This is a genomic window from Clostridium amylolyticum, from assembly GCF_900142075.1.
Lineage (GTDB): Bacteria > Bacillota > Clostridia > Clostridiales > Clostridiaceae > Clostridium_AA > Clostridium_AA amylolyticum.
The window spans coordinates 758,378-780,467 of the sequence record NZ_FQZO01000001.1; the positions used below are offsets into that span (position 1 = coordinate 758,378).

At 30.4% G+C, this 22,090-nt stretch carries 21 protein-coding genes; 20 read left to right on the top strand and 1 reads right to left on the bottom strand.

Annotated elements, in window-relative coordinates:
- Positions 1 to 545 precede the first annotated feature (545 nt).
- The 19 genes from BUA82_RS03680 (at position 546) to BUA82_RS03770 (ending at position 19,113) form a co-directional block, all read left to right on the top strand.
- A complete protein-coding gene (locus tag BUA82_RS03680; protein WP_073004758.1) occupies positions 546 to 1,820 on the top strand; it encodes a glycosyltransferase family 2 protein in 1,275 nt (424 codons plus the stop codon).
- A 129-nt stretch (positions 1,821 to 1,949) separates the two neighbouring features.
- Entirely contained in the window at positions 1,950 to 3,176 is a 1,227-nt protein-coding gene (locus tag BUA82_RS03685) for a cell division protein FtsA (protein WP_073004761.1), read from the top strand.
- Positions 3,177 to 3,189: 13 nt separating this feature from the next.
- Positions 3,190 to 4,284 carry a cell division protein FtsZ gene (gene ftsZ / locus BUA82_RS03690; RefSeq protein WP_073004763.1) on the top strand — a complete coding sequence of 365 codons (1,095 nt, stop codon included), beginning with the start codon at positions 3,190 to 3,192 and terminating at the stop codon, positions 4,282 to 4,284.
- Positions 4,285 to 4,439: 155 nt separating this feature from the next.
- Positions 4,440 to 5,237, top strand: a complete 798-nt coding sequence (locus BUA82_RS03695) for a sigma-E processing peptidase SpoIIGA (RefSeq protein WP_073004766.1) — start codon at positions 4,440 to 4,442, stop codon at positions 5,235 to 5,237.
- 13 nt (positions 5,238 to 5,250) lie between these two features.
- Positions 5,251 to 5,961 (top strand): RNA polymerase sporulation sigma factor SigE, encoded by a 711-nt coding sequence (gene sigE / locus BUA82_RS03700; protein ID WP_423230437.1) that lies wholly within the window; start codon positions 5,251 to 5,253, stop codon positions 5,959 to 5,961.
- Positions 5,962 to 6,041: 80 nt separating this feature from the next.
- Positions 6,042 to 6,815 carry an RNA polymerase sporulation sigma factor SigG gene (gene sigG / locus BUA82_RS03705; protein ID WP_073004768.1) on the top strand — a complete coding sequence of 258 codons (774 nt, stop codon included), beginning with the start codon at positions 6,042 to 6,044 and terminating at the stop codon, positions 6,813 to 6,815.
- 122 nt (positions 6,816 to 6,937) lie between these two features.
- Positions 6,938 to 7,198 (top strand): YlmC/YmxH family sporulation protein, encoded by a 261-nt coding sequence (locus BUA82_RS03710; protein WP_073004770.1) that lies wholly within the window; start codon positions 6,938 to 6,940, stop codon positions 7,196 to 7,198.
- A 57-nt stretch (positions 7,199 to 7,255) separates the two neighbouring features.
- Positions 7,256 to 7,711, top strand: a complete 456-nt coding sequence (nrdR, locus tag BUA82_RS03715; RefSeq protein WP_073004773.1) for a transcriptional regulator NrdR — start codon at positions 7,256 to 7,258, stop codon at positions 7,709 to 7,711.
- A gap of 136 nt (positions 7,712 to 7,847) precedes the next feature.
- Positions 7,848 to 8,549 carry a peptidoglycan editing factor PgeF gene (gene pgeF, locus BUA82_RS03720; RefSeq protein WP_073004775.1) on the top strand — a complete coding sequence of 234 codons (702 nt, stop codon included), beginning with the start codon at positions 7,848 to 7,850 and terminating at the stop codon, positions 8,547 to 8,549.
- A gap of 11 nt (positions 8,550 to 8,560) precedes the next feature.
- Complete coding sequence (locus BUA82_RS03725) at positions 8,561 to 9,256, top strand: response regulator transcription factor (RefSeq protein ID WP_073004777.1); 696 nt, start codon at positions 8,561 to 8,563, stop codon at positions 9,254 to 9,256.
- Between the two features lie 2 nt (positions 9,257 to 9,258).
- Entirely contained in the window at positions 9,259 to 10,965 is a 1,707-nt protein-coding gene (pnpS, locus tag BUA82_RS03730; protein ID WP_073004780.1) for a two-component system histidine kinase PnpS, read from the top strand.
- A gap of 172 nt (positions 10,966 to 11,137) precedes the next feature.
- Positions 11,138 to 12,034: a phosphate ABC transporter substrate-binding protein gene (locus tag BUA82_RS03735; protein WP_073004782.1), complete on the top strand. Its 897-nt coding sequence runs from the start codon at positions 11,138 to 11,140 to the stop codon at positions 12,032 to 12,034.
- A 139-nt stretch (positions 12,035 to 12,173) separates the two neighbouring features.
- The gene (gene pstC / locus BUA82_RS03740; RefSeq protein WP_073005152.1) at positions 12,174 to 13,061 is read left to right on the top strand and encodes a phosphate ABC transporter permease subunit PstC; all 888 of its coding nucleotides are present in this window, start codon (positions 12,174 to 12,176) and stop codon (positions 13,059 to 13,061) included.
- 1 nt (position 13,062) lies between these two features.
- Positions 13,063 to 13,947 (top strand): phosphate ABC transporter permease PstA, encoded by an 885-nt coding sequence (gene pstA / locus BUA82_RS03745; protein ID WP_073004784.1) that lies wholly within the window; start codon positions 13,063 to 13,065, stop codon positions 13,945 to 13,947.
- 12 nt (positions 13,948 to 13,959) lie between these two features.
- The gene (pstB, locus tag BUA82_RS03750; RefSeq protein ID WP_073004786.1) at positions 13,960 to 14,709 is read left to right on the top strand and encodes a phosphate ABC transporter ATP-binding protein PstB; all 750 of its coding nucleotides are present in this window, start codon (positions 13,960 to 13,962) and stop codon (positions 14,707 to 14,709) included.
- 20 nt (positions 14,710 to 14,729) lie between these two features.
- Positions 14,730 to 15,386 carry a phosphate signaling complex protein PhoU gene (gene phoU / locus BUA82_RS03755; protein WP_073004789.1) on the top strand — a complete coding sequence of 219 codons (657 nt, stop codon included), beginning with the start codon at positions 14,730 to 14,732 and terminating at the stop codon, positions 15,384 to 15,386.
- A 100-nt stretch (positions 15,387 to 15,486) separates the two neighbouring features.
- On the top strand, positions 15,487 to 16,800 hold the full coding sequence (locus tag BUA82_RS03760) for a DUF512 domain-containing protein (protein ID WP_073004791.1): 1,314 nt from the start codon (positions 15,487 to 15,489) through the stop codon (positions 16,798 to 16,800).
- A gap of 2 nt (positions 16,801 to 16,802) precedes the next feature.
- Positions 16,803 to 18,119, top strand: coding sequence for a ribosome biogenesis GTPase Der (gene der, locus BUA82_RS03765; protein WP_073004793.1), 1,317 nt, complete (start codon positions 16,803 to 16,805; stop codon positions 18,117 to 18,119).
- Between the two features lies 1 nt (position 18,120).
- Positions 18,121 to 19,113: an NAD(P)H-dependent glycerol-3-phosphate dehydrogenase gene (locus BUA82_RS03770; RefSeq protein ID WP_073004796.1), complete on the top strand. Its 993-nt coding sequence runs from the start codon at positions 18,121 to 18,123 to the stop codon at positions 19,111 to 19,113.
- A gap of 107 nt (positions 19,114 to 19,220) precedes the next feature.
- On the opposite strand, the gene BUA82_RS03775 is transcribed toward BUA82_RS03770, so the two are convergent.
- On the bottom strand, positions 19,221 to 20,246 hold the full coding sequence (locus BUA82_RS03775; RefSeq protein ID WP_073004799.1) for a patatin-like phospholipase family protein: 1,026 nt from the start codon (positions 20,244 to 20,246) through the stop codon (positions 19,221 to 19,223).
- A 191-nt stretch (positions 20,247 to 20,437) separates the two neighbouring features.
- Between BUA82_RS03775 and spoIVA the strand changes: the two genes are divergently transcribed.
- On the top strand, positions 20,438 to 21,916 hold the full coding sequence (gene spoIVA / locus BUA82_RS03780; protein ID WP_073004801.1) for a stage IV sporulation protein A: 1,479 nt from the start codon (positions 20,438 to 20,440) through the stop codon (positions 21,914 to 21,916).
- Positions 21,917 to 22,090: the final 174 nt, after the last annotated feature.

Consider the following 22,090-nt stretch of genomic DNA (forward strand, 5'->3'; position numbering starts at 1 on the left):
GAACTGCTTTTTAGCTTTTTAAAATGCCATATAATCAATCATTTTGATGCATACTTCACAATTAGTGTCATTATTAGGTTCTTTATATTCTTTTTTTATATCCTCTAGTAAGCTATTGATTAACTCTCTTTTCATATTAACCCTCCATTTTTTTATTAAAGTTGGGATATAATATTAATAGCTAACCAAAGGACTCGTCTTCTCGATGAAACAAAGACTGTTTAAAACAGCTTACTCTTTTTGTTCATCTCATTAATATGACCTCCTAATAATTTTTTGTAATTTAATAATTTCAAAAGTTTAAATATTCTAACTATAATATAACATAATATAGATATATATTCAAATTGTGAAAAATGCAAGAATTAACCCATTTCCTCATTAAATAATCAATAAACCTTATTATGATTAGAATACATATAATCTCGTTGGATTTAGTTTAAATTACACCATATAGACTTTTAAATATTTTATTTTATTAAAGATGTATAGTATTTGAAAGATAATTGTGCTAAAATAACTTTGATACAGGGGGGATAATAACTATGGAAGTAGTCATATCAATAGTCAAATCGCTTTCAATAGTATTTACAAATTTAGTGTTAATAATATCAATGTATTATTTGATATTATCTTTCTTTGGCATTAAGAGATTTAAGAAGGTTAAAGATTATGAGCCTAAAAAAAGTTTTGCTTTAGTGGTAGCAGCTCACAATGAAGAAATGGTAATAAAGGATATTATAGAAAGTTTTAAACATTTAAATTATCCAACTAACTTATATGATATATTTGTTATTGCAGATAATTGTACAGATAAAACTGCCCTAATTGCAAAAAAACAGGGAGCTTTAGTGTATGAAAGAACTAATAAAGAAAAAAGAGGAAAAGGTTATGCACTAGAATGGATGTTTGACAAAATATTTAAAATGGATAAAAAATATGATGCCATTGCTGTTTTTGATGCTGATAATTTAGTTTCTAGTAACTTTTTAAGCGAGATGAATAAAATGCTCTGTTCAGAATATAAAGTTGTTCAAGGATATTTAGATAGTAAGAATCCTGTGGACACCTGGATTACTGGAAGTTATTCCATATCATTTTGGACATCTAACAGAATGTTTCAGCTTTCAAGAAACAACTTAGGACTCTCTAATCAATTAGGGGGTACAGGATTCTGTATTGATACTGATATTTTAAAAGAATTAGGGTGGGGAGCAACATGCCTTACTGAAGATTTGGAATTTACATGTAAACTAGTGCTAAATGGATATAAGGTTGGATGGGCTCATGATGCTATAATTTATGATGAAAAGCCATTAACTTTATCACAATCTTGGTCTCAAAGAAAAAGATGGATGCAGGGGTTTGCTGATGTATATAGCAGATATTTCCCTAAATTATTTAAGAGAGCTATAACAAAATTAGATTTTGTTGCTTTAGATTGCGCACTATATAGTGTTCAGCCAATAATAATAATTTTATTAGGTATAGCTATGATACTTAATTATATTAATGGAATAGCAGAAGCACCAAGAATATTATCTGGCTTTATGCAGGCAATACAAAGTACTAATATTAAGATTTCAAGAATAATGGCTTTATTAGTATTTGTATTCCAATTCCTATATACTCCATTTATACTCTATCTTGATAAGAAACTCAGCATAAAAATATTTTTATATTATCTCATATATCCTATTTACTCAATAACATGGCTTCCCATAGCCATTCAAGGGATTATAAATAAAAATAATAAAGAGTGGTCTCACACTAGGCATACTAGAAGCATAGGTATAAATGAATTAGAAAAAGCCAATTAAAAACAGCCCAAAGGCTGTTTTTTTATTTAATTAATAATTAATTAATTTATATAATTTTTAGAGGAAATTAATTTATTACGTTGAATATATACTTAATACCTGTAAGCAAAGGAGGAAAGGTCTTAAAAAATGGATGACAGAATAGTAATTGGAATGGATATAGGTTCATCAGGAATTTATGCTACAGCTGGAAAAGTAGATGCAATTGGTAATATTGAAATAGTAGCTAAAGTTGAAAAACTTGCAGTGGGAATTGATAAAGGAAGAATAACAGACTTTGATAAGGCATGTGAGTGCTTAGGGGAAACATTCAAAGAATTGGAAAATAACTTAAGTGAAGGGATTAGTGGGGCCTTTATTACCGTACCTAATGGATTATGTGAATTGGTACATAGTAAAGGTATTATAACTATATCTAATAAAGAAAATAAAATAAGCCAAGAAGATATAATAAGGGTTAAGGAATCTGCAAAACTGATAAGCTTACCAGAAGGAAAGAAAATAATTCAACTAGTGGAAGAAATGTATTTAGTAGATGGACAAAAAGTAAAGGAGGTACCCCTGGGTATCTCTGGAAAACATTTAGAGTTGAATGCACAAGTTGTAACTATGGATAATTTAGTTTTTAATGATTTTGAAAGATGCTTTTCAAAGATAAATAAAAAGCTTAAAGGAATAAGATTATCTTGTGAAGCCGCATCTCAATTATTAATCGATGATTTGGATAAAAGTAGAGGTGCAATACTTATTGACATTGGTGCCAGTAAGGCAGATATAGCTATTTATTCAGGAGGTAATTTAGTAGCATTAGATGAAGTTCATTTAGGTGGTAACAATATTACTAATGATTTAAGTTACTGTTTCAATATTACTATAGAAGAAGCAGAACAATTAAAGGTGGCAATTAGTAGAGAATCTATAGAAAATGTGGATATTGCAAAATATGATAAGAATTTAATTTTAGAAGTGATAAATGCTAGAATAGAAGAAATTGTTGGCTTTATATTTAAAGTGCTAAAGGGCAACATAGAAAAATACGATATTAATAATATAATTCTTTACGGAAATGCTTTAATAAACTTTAATGATATAAAGTACAGTTTCTCAAAATATACAGCTAAAAATATTAATATAGTAAGAAATGAAGATTTCAAATTACATAACTCTAAATTTATTAATGCTTGGGGACTTGTTACTTTAGTACATTTTGAGTTAAAATGGAGATATAATTCAGAAATTGTATACTCAGAAGATGTTAAAGGAAATGCCATAAGGATAAACAAAAAAAATAAAAACAATAAAGAAGATAATAATTTTATTACAAAAATGAAAAGTTTTCTAGAGGATTTTTTCTAAAGGAGGAATTAATTTGTTGGATTTTGACGTGGATATGCAAGAATTTGCTAATATTAAAGTTATAGGTTGTGGTGGCGGTGGAAGTAACGCTGTAAATAGAATGATATTAGATGGATTGAAAAATGTTGAATTTATTGCTATTAATACTGATAAACAAGCATTGTTACTATCTAATGCATCTCAGAAGATACAAATTGGAGATAAATTAACCAAGGGGCTAGGGGCAGGGGCTAACCCTGAAATAGGTCAAAAAGCCGCTGAAGAGAGCAAAGAAGAAATAGCAGAAGCTATTAAGGGATCTGATATGGTATTTATTACAGCCGGAATGGGAGGAGGTACAGGTACTGGAGCAGCGCCTGTGGTGGCAGAAATTGCAAAATCTCTAGGTATTTTAACTGTTGGAGTTGTAACTAAACCATTTCCTTTTGAAGGAAGAAGAAGAATGATGCATGCTGAAATGGGTATAGACAATTTAAGAAAACGAGTAGACACTCTAGTAACTATACCTAATGAAAGATTATTGACTATGGTAGATAAGAAAACTACCTTGCTAGATTCTTTTAAGTTTGCTGATGATGTTTTAAGACAAGGTGTACAAGGTATTTCAGATCTTATTACCATACCTGGTCTAGTTAATTTAGACTTTGCTGATGTTAGGGCTGTAATGCTAGATAAAGGTCTTGCTCATATGGGTGTAGGTAATGGAAAAGGTGATGAGAGAGCACAAGAGGCAGCAAAACAAGCTATATCTAGTCCATTACTAGAAACCTCTATTGTGGGAGCTACAGGGGTTCTTCTCAATGTAACTGGTGGTTTAGATTTAGGGCTTTTAGAAATAAATGAAGCAGCAGAGATAGTACAGCAAGCTGCAGACCCTGATGCTAATATTATATTCGGAGCTGTAATTGATGAAAATCTTAAAGATGAAATAAGGATTACAGTGATAGCTACAGGATTTGAAAAAGAGAAAGCAAAAGGTATTGAAACAAAGACTATTAATACAAATGTAAATAGTTTTAAAAGCAGTGAACCTGAAGTTGCATCCTCTAAAGAAGAGGATGATAATAATTTAGACATACCAGCTTTTTTAAGAAGACAAAAAAGATAACTTATATATTAAATAGACAAGTGTTTTAAAACACTTGTCTATTTTTTTTGCAATATTATGTAATAATTTAACCTATAAAAAAATACATATGGAGTATAAAATGACAAAATATTACTGAAATAAGTTATATAATAAAAGCAATAGAAGGTGAGTATATGAAAATATTCGTAGATGTGTTAATTTTAGAAAACTATTTAGTGAGTATGTTTTTAATAATAATCACTGCAAGAATACTGCATATAAAGAAAGAGTATCTTTTTATTCACTTATCTTCACTGATAGCAGCATTATATACACTAACTATTTTGTTTCCTAAAGTTAAAATATTATCCGCCGTGCCTTTTAAGATACTAATGCCCTTCATTATAGTGTTCATAGCTTTTAGAATTAAGGATTTATTAATTAATATAAAAGCTGCATTTACTTATTTAGCTCTGTCATTCTTGTTAGCAGGTATATGTTTTTTTATAGAAATACGCAATATAAGTATAACTTCTAAGTTTGTTATAGATAGCTTTAACTATAAGAAATTTTTATTAGGAATAATTATAATTTTCTTAATCGTTGAAAGGATAGTTTCTTTTATTAAGGACAGGGGGGAAATAACTAGTTATATTTATAAATTAGAAATAAAGCATAAAGAATGTATAACTTCTTTTTACGCATTTCTAGATACTGGTAATGAACTTAGAGAACCTGCTACTAACCTTCCAGTAATTATAGTAGAAAAGTCAGTAATGGATATTATTGCTATTAAAAATGAAAAATCTTTTCTTATCCCTTATAAATTGGTAGATGGAAGTAGAGGTGTTATTAATGGGTTTATACCTGAAGAGATATGGCTATTTAAAAAGAACAAGAAAATGTTAATAAGGGCGGTAGTTTGTTTTACTGATGAAATTCTTAGTATAGAGAAAGATTATAGAGCATTGTTATCAAGAGGAATAATATAATGTAGGGGGTTAAATGGTGATAAATTTAAATGTGTTATTAAATAGAATTCTTATTAAGCTAAAAATATTTATAAAAAAAATATATTATGTTGGTGGGAATGATGCTTTGCCTCCACCTCTATCCAAGGATGAAGAAGATAATTTAGTTAATCAGTTAATTAAGGGAAATGAGAGCGTAAGGAGTACACTTATAGAAAGGAATCTTCGATTGGTTGTTTACATAGCCAGAAAGTTTGAAAATACAGGCGTAGGTGTAGAAGATTTAATTTCGGTAGGTACTATAGGGCTTATAAAGGCAGTTAATACATTTAATCCTGAGAAAAAGATTAAATTAGCTACTTATGCTTCAAGATGTATTGAAAATGAAATATTAATGTATTTAAGAAGAAATTCAAAAGTTAAGGCGGAGATATCTTTTTATGAACCATTAAATATCGACTGGGATGGAAATGAATTATTATTATCGGACATTCTAGGAACAGACAATGATATTGTTTATAATCTTATAGAAGATGAAGTGGATAAGGAATTATTGTTTACCGCTATGAAAAAATTAAATGAAAGAGAGAAGGAAATAGTTAAACTAAGATTTGGACTTTGTGGTAGTAAAGAAAAAACCCAAAAAGAAGTAGCAGATATGCTTGGAATTTCCCAATCCTACATATCAAGGTTAGAAAAAAGAATTATTAAAAGATTAAAAAAAGAAATTAGTAGAATGGTATAAGTTTGTCTATAGTATAAAAAGTTTCCTGAAGGAGATAATTTTAATGAAGTTGTAATTACTTCTGAAGGGACTGAACTTATATGATGATAAATAAGGTTGAAATCTGTGGAGTAAATACTTCTAAGCTTCCGGTTTTAAAAGAAGCTGAGATGAAGAGGCTATTATTAGCTATGAAAAATGGAGATGAGAGCGCTAGAGAAATATTTATAAATGGCAATCTTAGGCTTGTTTTAAGTGTTATTCAACGTTTTAATAATCGTGGTGAAAATGTTGATGACCTATTTCAAGTTGGATGCATAGGACTTATGAAAGCCATTGATAATTTTGATCTATCACAAAATGTAAGATTCTCAACTTATGCTGTGCCTATGATAATTGGGGAGATAAGAAGATATTTAAGGGACAATAATGCCATTAGAGTAAGCAGGTCCTTAAGAGATATTGCTTATAGAGCATTACTAGTAAGAGATAGGCTTATTAATGAAAACAACAAGGAACCAACTATATCCCAAATAGCAAAAGAATTGCAAATCCCCAGGGAAGAAGTGGTATTTGCTTTAGATGCCATTCAAGATCCTGTATCCTTATTTGAACCAATTTATCATGATGGTGGTGATGCTATATATGTTATGGATCAAATAAGTGATAATAAAAATCTAGATGATTCTTGGCTAGAAAATATATCTATAAAAGAAGCCATGAAAAAATTAAACTCTAGAGAAAAGTTAATACTAACCTTAAGATTTTTCAATGGAAGAACTCAAATGGAGGTTGCAGAAGAAATAGGAATTTCTCAAGCTCAAGTTTCAAGACTAGAAAAAACAGCACTACGGCATATGAGAAAATATGTTTAAGAGCCTTAAGGGCTCTTTTTCTTTTTAATAATTAATTCTAAATAATTTGTAAGCTTCATAGTATTTAATAAAAGAAAAGGCTATATACTAAAAGTTTATAGCTATTAAGGGGGATTTATTATATGGAGAACTCATTATTTTCTATAAACAATATACGCAATATGGAAGTTATAGATATTAGCAATGGCATTAAATTAGGATATATAAAAGACTTCAAAGTTGATTGTGATAACTATACGGTTATATCAATTTTAATTCCAATAAATAAAAACAATTGGTTAAGTAAATATGAATTAATGGAAATACCTTGGAGCAATATCGTTAAAATTGGCATAGATGTAATACTTGTAGAGGGCGAAAGTAAAAATGCAACTACTATATAGTAATTTACCTTATTAGTATGTATAATATACTTAACTATAGATGAAGGGTGTGAGCCTATGAAGTGTCCATTTTGTTATTATGAGGAAAGTAAGGTTGTAGATTCACGATCTACAGAAGATTACACAGCTATTAGAAGAAGAAGAGAATGTTTAAAGTGTGGAAAAAGATATACAACCTATGAAAAGATAGAAGATATTCCTATACAAGTTATAAAAAAAGATTTAACTAGGGAAAATTTTGATAAGGATAAAATTATAAATGGGTTAATTAAAGCTTGTCAAAAAAGACCGGTATCAAGAAATCAAATTGAAGAAATAGCATTAGAGGTGGAGAAGGTATTGAGCAATCAGATGATTCAAGAAGTGAAGTCTGATCTTATCGGAGAATTGGTAATGGAGAGATTAAAAAAGATTGATGAGGTTTCCTATGTAAGGTTTGCATCTGTTTATAGACAATTTACTGATATAAATACTTTTATGGAAGAAATAAGAGATCTTATGAATAAAAAATAAGCCAAACCTATATATGGTTTGGCTTATTAAATATACATTATTTTCTTATGTTAAGATATGGTTAAAGAAGTATAATAAACTTAACAATAATTTATTAAAATACTTTATAATGTTAAAATAAATTAGGAGGGGTTTCATGAGTGAAGTTTTAAAAATTGAAGATTATAAGTTTATCATAGATAAAATTAATAAAGGGAATTTCGTTTTTTCCACTTCAGAAAATCATTTGAATATTAATATTAACAATATAAATGAAATTAAAGATAGTTTAATAGATAGGTTTAAAATAAAAGAAATTGCATATTCAAAACAAGTTCATAGTGACATAGTAATAGATTTTTATGGGGAAATTAAGCAAGGGGATGCCATTATATCTACTGGGAGTAAATTAGCCATAGGAGTTTTTACTGCTGACTGTGTTCCAATTTTAATTTGTGATTATAAAAATAAAACCGTTGCAGCGGTGCATAGTGGATGGAAAGGCACTTATAGTAACATCCTTGGAAAAACCATTAATAAAATGATAAAAGACTATAAGTGTAGTTCAGAAAATATAATAGTTTATATAGGACCTCATATACATTCATGCTGTTATGAAGTAGGTGAAGAGATTAGAAATAAATTTTTAGAAGCTGGATTTAGTGAAGATGTTATTGAAGGAAATAATTTAAACTTAAATAAATGCATTAAAGATCAATTGAGTGAAATGAAAATAAATGATAGTCAAATATTAGAAATGCCTTATTGTACTAAATGTTCAAAAGAGTATAAATTTCACTCCTATAGAAGAGATAATAAAAGCAGTGGAAGAAATTTTTCCTTTGTGTTTTTTGATTAGAGGAGGATATCATGGAAGATAAAATACTTATTGTAGATGATGAGGAGCATATATTAGAATTATTAAAATTTAACCTTGAAAATGCAGGGTTTAAAGTTATTACTGCTAGTAATGGTATAGAAGCGTTAGAATATTTAAAAAACTCTTTACCAAAGCTTATTCTTTTAGATCTCATGCTTCCAGGAATGGATGGATATGATGTGTGTAAAGAGATAAGGAGAGAGAAAAATTTAAGTAATATACCAATAATAATGATTACAGCCAGAAGTGAAGAACTAGATAAAATACTAGGTCTAGAGCTAGGGGCTGATGACTATATAACTAAACCATTTTCCATAAGAGAACTTATTGCAAGAGTTAAAGCTGTACTTAGAAGAACAACAAACTCTCCATCCAAGGACAAAGTTTTTTCTTATGGTAACTTGATGGTAGATTTTGAAAAGCATGAAGTAACTAAAAATGGAGATAGAGTAGATTTAACATTAAAAGAATTTGAACTTTTAGAACTTCTTATTAAAAACAAAGGAAAGGTTTTAACAAGAGATTCCCTTTTGGATAAAATTTGGGGATATGAATATATTGGAGAAACCAGAACGGTAGATGTACATATAAGACATTTAAGACAAAAGATAGAAGATGACGATAAGAATCCTAGATATATTGAAACTATAAGAGGTATAGGCTATAGATTCACCAGCGAGGAATAATTATGAAAAATAAAATTATTATATCTGTGTTAAGTGTTATGATATTTACTATTATAGTAGTATCTGGCTTATTTATAGCTATAAACAATTACCAGAGCATGCAAAATGTTAAAAATAATCTTATTCTTAATAACGAAGTACTTTTAAAGTTTCTTGATGAACCTAATGTGGATTATAAAACTGTGCTTTTTAATAAAGAGTTAGAGAAAATAGATATTAGAATTACTTATATATCTAAAGATGGGAATGTATTATTTGATTCTCAAAAAGACAGTGAGTCTTTAGAAAACCATAGTAGTAGGATAGAATTTATGGAAGCGCTTAAAAATGGTGAAGGCTCCAGTACTAGATATAGTGAGTCGTTAAAAAAAGAAATGATATATTATGCTACTAGATTGAGTAATGGAAACATTATAAGAAGTGCAGTTTCCATAGATACTATTAAATATAATAATAAAGGGTACGCTAAGTATTATTTTTTAGTTCTAGTAGTGGTAATAGCTTTATCTATATTATTAACGTCAAGGTTAACTGGAATTATTTTAACCCCTATTAATCAATTGCAATTTATAACCTCTAGAATGGCTAGAGGAGAACTACATAGAAGGGTTACTGTAAATACTAATGACGAGATTGGACAGTTAGGTAGAACTTTTAATTATATGGCCGAGATGCTGCAACTTAAAATTAATGAATCTACGGATAAACAAAATAGGATTGAGGCCATACTTAAAAGCATGGACAGCGGTGTAGTTGCAGTAGATACTAAACACAGAATTATTATTATGAATCCTTATGCAAAAAAAATATTTGGTATTCAAGATGATATAATAGGTAAAAATCTTATGGATCATATAAGAGACTTTGAACTTGATAGCATTTTTGATAATAATGATAATAACTTTAAAGAAATAAAAATCTTATGGCCTCAAGAAAGGGATTTAAGGATAAAAACTGCAGATATATTAAATAATGGTTCTTTAATAGGAACTGTTGCAGTTATACAAGATATTACTGACATAAAAAAGCTTGAACATATGAGAACTCAATTTGTGGCCAATGTTTCACATGAATTAAAAACCCCTTTAACTTCCATAAAAGGTTTTGCAGAGACCCTTAAATTTGTTAAAGATGAAGAAAAGAAACAAAAATTTCTTGATATTATTAATGATGAAGCAGAAAGATTAACTCGATTAATCAATGATATATTAACTTTATCTAGCATTGAGCAAAATATTAATGTAGTGGAAGAAGAGTTTAGTGTAAATGATGTAATAAATAATGTTATTTTAATGATGAGAAGCGCTGCTGAAACAAAAGATATTGAGTTGAAGGCAACTACTAATGATAAAGTGAATTTAGTTGGAGATTCTGATAAATTTAAGCAGATGATGATTAATCTTATAGAAAATGGTATAAAATACTCAGAAAAAGGAGCTCATGTAGATATTAACACCATTATTAAGGATGATAATTTAATATTAGAAGTAGAAGATAGCGGATATGGAATACCGGAAAGCGATATTACAAGGATATTTGAAAGGTTCTACAGAGTGGACAAAGCCAGATCTAGAGCCAATGGAGGAACGGGCTTAGGATTAGCTATAGTAAAGCATATAGTAATTGGTTTTAATGGAAGTATAAAGGTTGATAGTACTATAGGGGTTGGGAGCAAATTTACAATTACTTTACCAATTAGAGGACATTAGTCCTCTTTTTTTTTATTTAAATATTGTAGTGCTACATAAATAAACCTTAAAGGATAATACTAATGTTAAGTAATCTTAACATTAGTATAATATTACATTAACTTAGAACTAGTATTATTAAATTGTAAGTTAGAACAAAATAAATTTTACATAAACAGTTGGAGGTAATTATATGTTAAAAACAGGAATGAAAGCAATGATTTTATCTTTAGCCACAGTGATAGTAGCATCTTCGCTAATAGGATGTACAAGTAATACTAATGAAGCTAATAAAGGTAAAGAAACTAAAATAGAAGGATCACTTACTGCTTCAGGGTCTACAGCACTTCAGCCCTTAATAGAAAAAGCAGCAGAGAATTTTAAAAAGAAATACCCTGATGCAAGTATAAGTGTGCAAGGTGGAGGTTCAGGAACAGGACTTACTCAAGTGTCTCAAGGATCAGTAGATATTGGTAATTCTGATGTATTTGCAGAGGAAAAGCTAAAACCAGAACAAGCAAAAGCATTAGTTGATCATAAGGTAGTCGCTCAAGGTTTTGCTGTAGTAACATCAAAAGATACTGGAGTAAAAAGTTTAACCAAACAGCAGATACAGAATATTTTTTCAGGTAAAATAACTAATTGGAAAGATGTAGGTGGTAGTGATATAGCTATAAATGTTATACACAGACCAGCATCTTCAGGTACAAGAGCAACCTTTATTAAGACTGTTTTAGATGGTAATAAAGATTTAGAAAATGATAAGATTGGAACTACTCAGGATTCCAATGGTGCTGTAAAAACTGCACTAATTAGCACTAAGGGTTCCATAAGCTATGTAGGATTATCTTATTTAAACTCTCAAGAAGCAAAAGATGCTTTAATAGGTTTGTCCATAGACGGTGTTGAGCCTATAAAAGATAATATAACAACTGGTAAATATGCTTTCTATTCTTGGGGACATATGTATACCAAAGGTGAGCCTAATGAGTTAGCTAAAGCATTTTTAGACTATGTTTCTAGCAGCGAAAATAAAAAATTAATAGAAGACTTAGGATATATTCCTGGCGCTGAAATGAAGGTTAAGTAATCTCAAGAACAGTTAATAAGACTGGCTATAAAAGCCAGTCTTAAACTTGTGATATCCAGTAATAATAAGCTTTAGGGCTGAAGAAGAAGTTTCATTTAGGAGTAGATATTTGCTCAATTTATTATATGAGGTAGATAATATGGAAAAAAATAATTTTATAAGAAAACTTAAGACTGAATACCTTGGGAAAACCTATGCTTATTTATGTGGTATTTTAATAGTAATTCTTACTTTATCAATAATATTTTTTATTGCACAAAAGGGACTGCAGACATTCTTAGTAGATAAATACTCTCTAAAAGACTTTTTGTTTAGTACAAATTGGAAACCAGATTCGGAAACTCCTTCATTTGGAGCAGGAATTTTTATAATAGGATCTACCTTGGTTTCTTTAGGAGCAGTACTATTAAGTGCACCTGTGGCCATAGCACTGGCAATTTTTATGAACTTGATATCAATAAAATTAGGTAATAGACTTCTTCAACCTGCTTTAGAAGTATTTGTAGGAATACCTTCTGTAGTTTATGGCTGGATAGGGGTATCAGTTTTAGTTCCTTTTATAAGAAGTCACTTTGGCGGTATTGGTTTCAGTTTACTGGCAGCCATAATAGTCTTAAGCATTATGATACTACCTACCACAGCCAGCATAGCTTCAGATGCTATTAAGACCATTCCAAAGGATTATATTGAAGCATCTTATGGACTAGGGGCTACTAGGTGGCAAACTATTTATAAGGTAATTGTACCTGCATCTAAAAGTGGCATTTTAACGGGCATAGTTTTAGGATTAGCTAGAGCCTTTGGTGAAGCATTAGCAGTACAGATGGTTATAGGTAATACTATAAAGCTTCCAGGCAGTATAATTAATCCTACAATAACTTTAACTGGCGTTATAACCATGGATATGGCTAATACTGCATCAGGGAGCATATGGAACAATGCACTTTGGTCATTATCTTTTATTCTTCTTATAATATCTTTCTTATTTATAGTTCTAATTAGAAAGATTGGAAATAGAGGTGAATAAGATGAAAGCAAAGACTGTAGATAAAATTGCTACTATAATATTATATATGATTTCTTTCTTTGTAATTCTACTTTTAGCTGCTTTTGTAGGCTATATAATCTATAAAGGAAAAGATTCATTAAACTTTAAATTCCTTTTTGGGAACCCTAAGATAGATGAACCTGGTGGTGGAATAGGACCCCAATTATTTAATTCCTTTTATATGCTTATAATATCCCTTCTTATAACTATACCTTTGGGATTAGGCGCTGGTATTTATCTTTCAGAATATGCAAAGGAAGGTAAAATTTTAAACTTTATTAGATTATGCATAGAAACTATGGCATCACTGCCATCCATAGTGGTAGGATTATTTGGATTATTAGTATTTGTTACCATGACGGGATGGGGATATACTTTAATTTCTGGAGCCTTAGCTATTACTGTTTTAAATTTACCCTCTATGACTAGAGTTAGTGAAAATGCTATAAAAGCAGCAGGGGCAAAGGTGAAAGAAGCCAGCTTAGGTTTGGGAGCTACACAGTGGCAAACTATAAAAAATGTTATACTGCCATCAGCAATGCCACAAATATTAACTGGGGTGATACTTTCAGCAGGGAGAATATTTGGTGAAGCAGCTGCCTTATTATATACCGCAGGTATGTCAGCACCAGTACTTAGATATACAAGATTTAGTTTAATAAGTAAAGCTTCACCCTATAGTCTGTTTAGGCCGGCAGAAACCTTAGCAGTTCACATTTGGAAGTTAAACTCTGAAGGTATTGTACCTGATGCGGGAAAGATAGCTAATGGTTCTTCAGCGGTATTAATCATCATGGTTTTATTATTTAATGTTATTGCTAGGATAATTGGAAATAAAATATATAAATCCTATAGTGGAAAATAGGGGGATAAAGATATGGGCATAATTAAAACAGAGAATCTTAATTTATATTATGGTAATCATCAAGCATTAAAAACAATAAATATGGATATAGACAAAAATACTGTTACAGCTTTAATTGGACCTTCAGGTTGTGGTAAGTCCACATTTTTAAGGACTATTAATAGAATGAATGATTTAATAGATTCTGTAAAAATAGAAGGCAGGGTATTATTCGAAGAAAAAAATATCTATGAAGAATATGACGTGATTAATTTAAGAAAAAGAATAGGTATGGTTTTTCAAAAACCTAATCCTTTCCCTATGTCCATATATGAAAATATAGCTTATGGACCTAAGATACATGGGATAAAAAGTAAAGCCAAACTAGATGAAATAGTAGAGAAAAGTTTAAAAGGAGCAGTTTTATGGAATGAAGTTAAAGATAGGCTGAAAAAAAGTGCCCTTGGACTATCTGGTGGACAGCAGCAAAGATTATGTATTGCTAGAACCTTGGCGGTAGAACCGGAAGTTTTACTTATGGATGAGCCCACGTCAGCCTTAGATCCTATTTCGACAACTAAAATTGAAGAACTCATGGATGAACTTAAGAAAAAGTATACAGTTATTATCGTTACTCATAATATGCAGCAGGCTGGAAGAATTTCAGATAATACAGCTTTTTTCTTAAATGGAGAAGTGATAGAATATGGTAAAACAGAAGATATTTTTTATAAACCAAGAGATAAAAGAACAGAGGATTATATAACTGGTAGATTTGGATAATTATATGAGAGGTGATAAATATGACAAGAAGTTCTTTTGACTTAGGACTTAATCAAATGCATAATGATCTTTTAAAAATGGGAAGTATAGTAGAAAAACAAATCCATTCTTCTATTGAAGCATTAAAAAACCAAGATGTAGATTTAGCAAATAAAGTAATAGATAATGATGACTTAGTAGATAATCTGCAAAAGGACATAGAAGATAAAGCTATAAAGCTCATAGCTATGCAACAGCCCTTAGCTACAGATTTAAGAACTATATTTACCACTACAAAAATAGTTACTGACTTAGAGAGAATGGCAGATCATGCTGTGGATATTAGCAAAATCGTAATAAGACTTAAAAATCAGCAATATATAAAAGAACTAGTAGATATACCTAAAATGGCTGAAATAGTTCAAAGGATGATAAAATTATCCATAGATGCTTATATTAATAGAGATGCGGAAAAGGCCTATGAAATATGTAAGATTGATGATGATGTGGATGCATTATACAAAAAAGTATTTAACGAATTATTAGGCTTTATGACAAAGGATAAGAACACCATAAATCAATCAGCACAATTCTTATTTGTATGCAAATTTTTAGAGAGAATTGCCGATCATGTGACTAATATATGTGAATGGACAATTTATCTGGTAACAGGAAAGCAAGTGGATTTAAATGAATAAAATTATTGCCTCATGTATTGAGGCTTTTTTTATTTATTGACTATGCTATACAATTAATGTAATATAACTTATTGATAAATGTAAAAATAGGGGTGGAATAATGAAAAACATAATTTCAGTGGTAAATCCCGAAAGTATAGCTATGGAGCTAGGAGTAGAAAAAGGGGATAAACTTATTTCTATAAATGGTAATGAAGTTAAAGATATAATTGACTATAAATTTTTAATGGCGGAGGATTATTTAGAAATAGAAATCCAAAAGCCTGATGGAGAGATTTGGGAACTAGAAATAGAAAAGGATTATGATGAAGAGTTTGGTGTAGAATTTGAAAGTGCAATTATGGATAATGCTCTAAGCTGCTCTAATAAGTGTATTTTTTGTTTTATTGATCAATTACCTAAAGGTATGAGAAAATCATTATACTTTAAAGATGATGATTCTAGGCTTTCGTTTTTACAAGGAAATTTTGTCACTTTAACTAATATGAGTGAAGATGATATCGATAGAATAATAAAATATCGAATTAGTCCAATTAATGTATCTGTTCATACCACCAATACTGAGCTTAGGAAAAAAATGCTTAATAATAGGTTTGCAGGAAACATAAATGACAGATTAAAACGCTTGGCTGATGCTGGTATTAAGATGAATGCTCAAATTGTAACAGTACCAGGAGTAAATAATGGAGATGAATTAATAAAAACCGTAGAAGATCTTTATAAATTATATCCTAATGTGGAAAATGTTGCGGCAGTGCCAGTGGGTATAACTAAGTACAGGGAAGGTTTAGCAGAGTTAAAGGGCTTTAATAAAGAAAGTGCAAAGGAAGAAATATATAGAATCAAGCCTATACAGCAAAAATTTATTAATGAAATAGGAAAGCCTTTTATAAGATTGTCTGATGAGTTTTATATGTTAGCTCAAGAAGAGATACCCAATAGCGAGTTCTATGGAGAGTTTGATCAATTAGAAGATGGTGTGGGTATGGTAAGAATCTTAAGAGAAAATATTAATAATAATATTAATGAAGTAAATATTAATAAAACAGGTGAAATTTCTTTTATAACCGGTACATCAGCCTATGATGAGCTTAACAGTGTGGCTGAGATGATTATGCAAAAGAATAATAAAATAAAAATCAATGTAATAAAGGTAATTAATGATTTCTTTGGTGATACTATTACTGTAGCAGGCTTATTAACTGGAAAAGATATTATAAATTCATTGAAATTAAATAATATTCAAGGTAATATTATTATACCTAGAAATATGTTAAGAGCTGGTGATACAATATTTTTAGATGATATAACCCTAGAAGATATTGAAACAGCTACTAATTGTAAAACAATAATAGTTGAATATACTGGAGAGGATTTAATTCTCAAGATAAATGAAGCTTTGAAGGAGGCGTAATAATGGGAAAACCCATAGTAGCTATAGTAGGAAGACCAAATGTAGGAAAATCAACACTATTTAATAAACTTGCAGGTAAGAGAATTTCAATTGTTCAAGATAGGCCAGGAGTAACAAGGGATAGGGTATATGCAGAAGCAGAGTGGTTAAAGTACAACTTTACAATAATAGATACTGGAGGTATAGAGCCTAATAGTGAAGATATAATATTATCACAAATGAGAAGACAGGCCAAAGTTGCTATTGAAACTGCAGACGTTATTGTTTTTATTGTAGATGGTAAAGAAGGTATAACTCCTGCGGATTATGAAGTCTCTCAAATGCTTAGAAAAAGCAATAAAAAAGTTATTTTAGTAGTAAATAAAATAGATAATTTAAAAGACGAAAATAATGCCTATGAATTTTATAATTTAGGTATTGGGGATCCAATAACCATTTCTGCATCTCAAGGCCTAGGTTTAGGTGATATGCTAGATAAAGTTGTGGAAAACTTTAAAGATTATGATAATAATGAAGAAGAAGATGAATACATAAGAATTGCTGTAGTAGGTAAGCCTAATGTAGGTAAATCTTCCTTAATAAATAAATTATTAGGTGAAGAAAGAGTAATAGTCAGTGATATACCTGGTACCACAAGGGATGCTGTAGATAGCTATTTAGAAAATGAATTGGGCAAGTTTGTTTTAATTGATACAGCAGGTTTAAGAAGAAAAAGTAAGGTTAAAGAGGAAATAGAGCGATATAGCGTGGTTCGTACTTTAACAGCAGTAGATAGAGCTGATGTGTGTATTTTAGTTATAGATGCTGAAGAAGGTGTAACCGATCAAGATGAGAAAATAATAGGATATGCTCATGAACAAAATAAAGCTATTATGATAATAGTTAACAAGTGGGATTTAATTGAAAAAGATGATAAAACTATGGATAAATATAAAAAGGATTTATCTTATAACTTATCCTTTATAAGTTATGCTCCATTCCTATTTATATCTGCTCTAACTGGACAGAGAACACACAAAGTGCTTAATTTTGCTAAAATGTGCTACAACAATTATTCTAAGAGAATATCCACTGGTATTTTAAACGAAGTCATAAATAGAGCAGTGTTAATGAAGGAGCCACCTGTGGTAGGATTAAAAAGATTAAAGATATATTATGCCACTCAGGTAGGATCAAAACCACCAACTTTCATATTTTTCATAAATGATAAAAATGCTCTTCACTTCTCCTATGAAAGATATCTTGAAAATCAAATTAGAGATAGTTTTGATTTTAAAGGTACTGGTATTAAGATAGAATATAGGGAAAGGAAAGAGTAAAATGACTAAAGTAGCTTTTTTAGGAGCAGGGAGCTTTGGTACTGCTCTTAGCCTTTTACTTGTTAGTAAGGGTTTAGAAGTAAGTATATGGGATAGAGATGAAGAAGTAATTAATAACATAAATAATTATAGAAGAAATTATAAGTATACAAAAGATATTTATATTTCTGAACTTATTACAGCATATAATAATATTAAAGAAACGGTACAGGGCTGTAACTACATAGTTTTAGCTGTACCATCTCATGCTATAAGAAGTTTGTGTTCAAAAATAAAGGATATAATCCCCAAAGATGCAATAATAATTAGTATTGCAAAGGGAATAGAGGATAAAACCAATAAAAGATTATCTCAGGTTATATCTGAAGAGTTATTAAACCCTGTGGTTATTTTATCAGGACCTAGTCATGCAGAAGAGGTTTTACTAAATATCCCCACCACTGTAGTAGTTACATCTACTGATATGACCTATGCAGAAAAAGTTCAAGACTTATTTATGTCTCCAAATTTTAGAGTATATACCAATGATGATATTATAGGAATTGAAATAGGTGGTTCAGTAAAAAATATTATCGCTTTAGCTGCAGGAGTCTGTGACGGCATTGGTTATGGGGATAATGCCAAGGCTGCCCTAATGACCAGGGGCATGGTAGAGATAATTAGAATTGGTGAAAAGCTCGGTGGAAGGGCAGAAACCTTCTCAGGACTAACCGGCATGGGTGATTTAATAGTTACCTGCACCAGCATGCACAGCAGAAATAGAAGAGCTGGCATACTTATAGGTAAAGGAATAAAACTAGAAGATGCAGTTAAAGAAATAGGCATGGTAGTAGAAGGGGTTAAAGCTTGCAAATCCTTTTATGAACTAAAAGAAGAACTTAATATAGAGATGCCTATTACCCATGTGCTTTATGAAGTTCTCTTTCAAGGGAAGGATCCTAAAGCTGCTGTAGAAGAGCTGATGTCTAGAGAGAAGAAAAGTGAGGTATATTAATATTTAAAGTTAACATGCTAATTTAATTAAGGGATAAAGTATAAAACAAGGTGGCCTATAGATAATAGGTTGCCTTGTTTTTATTAACTATAATTACTAAAAAGAATCTAAACCTCATATGGGATAGTATAATTTTTTCTAAGTACCCTATGGGCAGCATAGTTACTTTTCCAATGATCTATAAATTCTTTAGCAGATTTTTCTCCGGAACTATATAGCTTTAATAAACTTTCTTTAGATATATTAAAGTCCACAGCATTAAAATTCAGTGAATCTATTTTAATGGTTCTCAGATAATCAATTTGTTTTATGTGGGTATCATCTTGGGCTTCAAACATAGTCTTTACTATGCCTTTGGTAAAATCAATTAAGTTATTAATTTCTCCATGATCATAAGTAGATCTGTTGCCATTTAGCCTAAAACCTAAGGTGGGGTATTTAGGCACACCATTCACGTCAAAGAGCCATACAGGATAATTGCTAAGTACCCCACCGTCCACTATAACGGATTTCTTTTTATTAACTTGGTTCTTAAAATATACAGGCTTGAAATAAAAAGGAATACTACAGCTCATTCTTATAGCTAAGCTAACTTCAAAATCCTCAGGGTTAACCCCATAATCTGCTATATCCTCTGGTAAAATCATCAACCTACCTCTAGTTATATCAGAAGCCATAAGATGAAGCTTATATTTCTTTTTATATTTTGGATTGTTTAATAATACACCCTTTTCATTAGGAATTATTAAGTCTTTAAAGGTAACTTTATCTTTGATAGGGTTTTTGATCTTTCTAAGCAGCAACTTATCCATCCATGCTTTTAAATAATCCCCTTGGTAGATACCGTTTTTCAAAATTAAATTAAGTAGATTATGAATTTTAGGGATGCATAGCTTATTAATATCCATAAAGCTCTTAAAATCAGTTTCTTTCATAATGGATTTAATCTCCTGAGAGTTATAACCCGCCGCTAGCAATGCTGCAATAATAGAGCCCCCAGAGGTACCAGCTAAATTTCTCCAACTATACCCATAGTCCTCCATAACTTTAATAGCTCCAGCAAAAGCGAAAGCTTTAATGCCGCCACCTTCAAAAACCGCATCGGCTACTTTATTATCACTGAAATAATTCATATTTCACCCTTTTACATTAGGATTTCATTACTATATTAATAAATATATGAATATACTTATAAAGAGTTATTAATATTTTAGGTAAAATCATCAACTTTTTAGGCTGAAAATAATAAATAAAAAGTTGTTATATTTTATTTTAAATATAAATATATATATAGTGTTAATATTCAAATACTGGAGGGAATATCTTGGATAATTTTAATATATACAAAGATATAGCCGAAAGAACCCAGGGCGATATATATGTTGGAGTAGTAGGTCCTGTAAGAACAGGTAAATCAACATTTATTAAACGCTTTATGGACATGATGGTAATACCAAAGATAGAAAATGGTTATAAGAAAGAAAGAGCAAAGGATGAGTTACCACAAAGCGGTTCAGGTAAAAGCATTCACACCACTGAGCCTAAATTTGTACCTAATGAAGCCATAGAAATCAGTATAGGAGAAGGTATAAAGTTTAGAGTCAGACTGGTAGACTGCGTAGGATATATTGTAAAGGGAGCTTTAGGATACTTAGAGGGTGAAAACCCTAAAATGGTAACAACACCATGGTTTGACTATGAAATACCCTTTGAGGATGCTGCTGAAATTGGTACAAGGAAGGTAATAAATGATCATTCCACCATAGGCCTAGTAGTTACCACTGATGGATCTGTTACAGATATAGCTAGAAATGAGTATGTAGATGCTGAAGAGAGGGTTATAAAAGAATTAAAAGCCATTAACAAGCCTTTTATAATTGTACTTAATTCATCACATAAGGATGCTGACGAGACCATAGAACTAAAGAGGGAACTGGAAGAAAAGTATGATGTTCCAGTGCAAACTATGGATGTACTTAATATGAATGAAGAAGATGTTAATAATCTTTTTAAGAGGGTACTTAAAGAATTTCCAGTTAAAGAAATTAATATAGATATGCCTGAATGGATTGAAAAATTGGATCCTACCCACTGGCTGAAAATCAATTTTATTAACATAGTAAAAGATATGGCTAGAAACATATTTAAAGTACGTGACATCAAAAACTTCCTAGATAGTCGTAAGGATGAAGAGTTTTTAGGAAGTTCAGATATAGCTGAAATGAATATGGGTGAAGGTATAGCTAGGTTAGAACTTAACCCTAAAAATGGTATATTCTATGAGATACTAAGTGAGATATGCAATTGCTCTATAGGAAATGAAAATGAACTGTTAACTATTATTAAGACCTTAAATCATGCTAAAGTTGAATATGATAAGGTGGCAGATGCCTTAAAAGATGTAAAAGAAAATGGTTACGGCCTTGTAGCTCCACAGCTTGCAGAAATGAAATTTGAAGAGCCTCAAAAGGTACAGCAAGGGAATAAATATGGTGTAAAGCTAAAAGCCAGCGCCCCATCCTTGCATTTCATTAAAGCAGATATTCAAACTGAAATCACCCCCTTTGTGGGCGCTGAAAAAGAAAGTGAAGAATTAGTAAAATCCTTACTAGAACAATTTGAAACAGATCCTGCAAAGTTCTGGCAGAGTAACCTCTTTGGTAAGTCACTAGAAATGTTAGTTAAAGAAGGCCTACAAAATAAACTTTATAAAATGCCAGAAGACGTTCAAGGAAAAATCCAAAAAACTCTTCAAAAAATTATTAACGAAGGCAATGGCAGCTTAATCTGTATAATATTGTAATGGTGCCAGTCACTTGACAAGTGATAAACTCCTTCACAAAAAAACTGGCGGCTAGTTAATTAGCCGCCTTCTTAAATAAGTAATAAGTAATAAGTAATAAGTAATAAGTAAGAGGTAAAGTAATAGACCAGGTAAGAGCTAATAGGTAAAAAGTAAGAGTTTATGAAAAAATTC